3 protein-coding genes are annotated in these 2,737 nt (G+C 32.6%); all 3 read left to right on the top strand.

Annotated features, from left to right (window positions below; all coding sequences use genetic code 11):
- On the top strand, positions 1-262 hold a 262-nt coding region (locus AC1DTM_RS21990; protein WP_477000871.1), incomplete at its 5' end, for an adenine deaminase C-terminal domain-containing protein.
- Between the two features lie 113 nt (positions 263-375).
- On the top strand, positions 376-897 hold the full coding sequence (locus AC1DTM_RS21985) for a hypothetical protein (protein ID WP_016105222.1): 522 nt from the start codon (positions 376-378) through the stop codon (positions 895-897).
- A gap of 500 nt (positions 898-1,397) precedes the next feature.
- On the top strand, positions 1,398-2,737 hold a 1,340-nt coding region (locus AC1DTM_RS21980), incomplete at its 3' end, for a M9 family metallopeptidase N-terminal domain-containing protein (RefSeq protein ID WP_477000870.1).

Below are 2,737 nucleotides of genomic sequence, written 5' to 3'. Positions count from 1 at the left end.
AAGAAATGAAGTGTTACACGAAATTGCATTACCGTTGCTCGGGATTATGTCCGATTTAAAAATGAGCGAATTAATACATAAAGAGAAAAAAATGGTGAAATTACTACAAGAGCGAGGATATGCCTATAACGATCCAGCATTTACGATTTTATTCTTTTCTGCGACKCACTTGCCTTTTATACGGGTAACGCCTATAGGATTATATGATGTGAAAAGTAGTAGGGTACTCGCTTCGCCGATGAAACTGATAAATCAATATTAAAAGGAAAGGTCCTATAAAAAGTCTATTTTATAGGACCTTTCACATTCCTAGCATAAGAATATCTTAAGCCTCAAATAATATAGTATCTAGATCATTTGAGGTGATACGTATATATGAAAAAACTATTGTATATTTTAAGCGTATTTGTTTTATGTGTATCTATTCAACACGTTGTACATTCCCAATCAGATGCACCAAGCTTATCTTCGGATTGTCTCGAAGAAAGAAAAACTCGAGATGAAAAGTATGTGAAAAATATAATGAGGGATATTAGATCCACGTTTAATTTGAATTTTGATGAAAATAGCTTTTGGGAAGTTGATAAAAGAGATTTAGAAGCTGCACACTTCATGTATGGTGGCCGGGTTGATGATACTTATTATAATTCGTTAACTAAAGTTTTTGAAAGTGGTGGATATAGAGGAGAGCCTAGGCTGTTTGTAAAGCCGCTTGAAGCATTTTTACTTTATAAAGAAATAGACGATACAAATGTAATAAAACATCTTGAACTTGAAAAAGGGGAATGGGTTGTTACCGAAACGAAAAAGAAGCAAGGGAAAATGGTGGAATACAAACCGTTACAATGTGAAAAGGATTATCTGAAAAAGAGAAATGAGTATCATAATATGAACTGATGTAACAAAATGCTAATTAACGTTGTTTTTATCAACAGATAGCTTGTTATCTATATAAAATAGGAAAAGGTAAGTAAACATATTATCCTTTGTAATATGTTTATTTACCTTTTTGAATGGGGTTAGTTGAAAACTATTTGCTGGCTAATGCAAAAATAATTTCCAACGAATCCTTCATCGTAAAAAGAGGAGTTTGTGTCAAAATATTTATACATTGCTGAAACATCTATGTATATTTTATTCTACAGTATTAATAAAAGAATGTTGGCTATTCATAAGAAATAGCATTGGCACAGTTTTTGCTTGTATTAAATTTAAGGAAGGGGAATTGTATTTAAGGAATCTGTATTCGTAATAGTATAAAACAAGCTACTATTGCATCATTGATCATACTTGTATTTATAGCGGAACTGTAAGTACATACAAATAAGTACATACAAATAAGTATGTTCTGATTTTAAAATTCAGAATTTTCTTTTAAATTATTAGGGGGTAATAGTATGGTTAAATATTCGAAATTTTCTAAGTTGATTCTTGGTGTTGGACTAGTGACAATATCATGCAATGGTTTACAAATTCAAGCAGAGACAAAAGAAAAAAATGTGAAGAACGTATTACAAATGGAGCCGGTAGGCATACAGAAATCCGTTGATGAGTTGGCACACTCTTCAAAAGTACAAGAAAATGCATCTTTTACAAAACGGTTAAAGTTATCGGATTTATCGCAGCGTCCGCTAGCACCAAACGAGGATGTTAAACCGTTAGCTGAAGAAAAAAAGTATTCGATGGCTGAGTTAAATCAATTAAGTAACAAACAATTAACTGATCTTCTTGTGACAATTAATTGGTATCAAATTCCGGAATTATTTCAGTTTAATAGTGATAGTCTCAAATTCTATCAAGATGATAGCCGAATGCAAGCGATTATTAATAAACTAGCAGAACAAGGACAAGCTTATACGAAAGATGATTCAAAAGGGATTGAAACATTAGTAGAAGCTCTACGTGCAGCATTTTATTTAGGTTTTTACCATGATGAATTAAGCAAACTAAATGAGCGTAGCTACCATGATAAATGTTTACCGGCTTTAAAAACAATTGCAAAAAATCCGAATTTTAAACTTGGTACATCAGAACAAAATAAAGTTATTTCATCATATGGAAAATTAATTGGAAATGCATCGGCTGATGTTGAAACGGTTTTATATGCAGGCGAAATTTTTAAACAATATAACGATAACATTGCAACTTTCATTGAAGACCGAACAAAAGGAGACGCTATATATGAGTTGATGAAGGGAATTGACTTTGATATTCAGACGGATATGTACACGACTGGAAAAGAGCCGAAAGATACGATGTGGTATCGAAATATCGATAACTTTATTAATGAAGTAAGTCGTTTCGCACTAATTGGTACTGTATCAGATAAAAATGGATGGTTAATTAATAACGGAATTTACTATGCTGGTCGATTAGGAAAGCTTCATAGTACGCCAACAAAAGGACAACAAGTTGTTACAGATGCAATGCGAATTTATCCATTTTTAGGAGAGCAATACTTTGTTGCAGCAGAACAAATTACTACAAATTATGGCGGATTAGATGCGAACGGAAAAACTGTGAATTTAGATCAAATTCGAGAAGAGGGTAAAAAGAAATATTTACCGAAAACGTATACGTTTGATGATGGAGCAATTGTCTTTAAAGCTGGGGATAAAGTTAGCGAAGAGAAAATTAAACGTCTATACTGGGCGGCAAAAGAAGTACGCTCTCAATTTTATCGTACAGTTGGTAGTGATAAACCACTTGAAAGTGGACATGTTGATGACGTGTTAAC

The sequence above is a fragment of the Bacillus sp. P4_D3 genome (genome assembly GCF_056401855.1).
The sequence above is the reverse complement of the archived record's forward strand: the minus strand, read 5'-3'. Positions and strand labels throughout refer to the sequence as shown.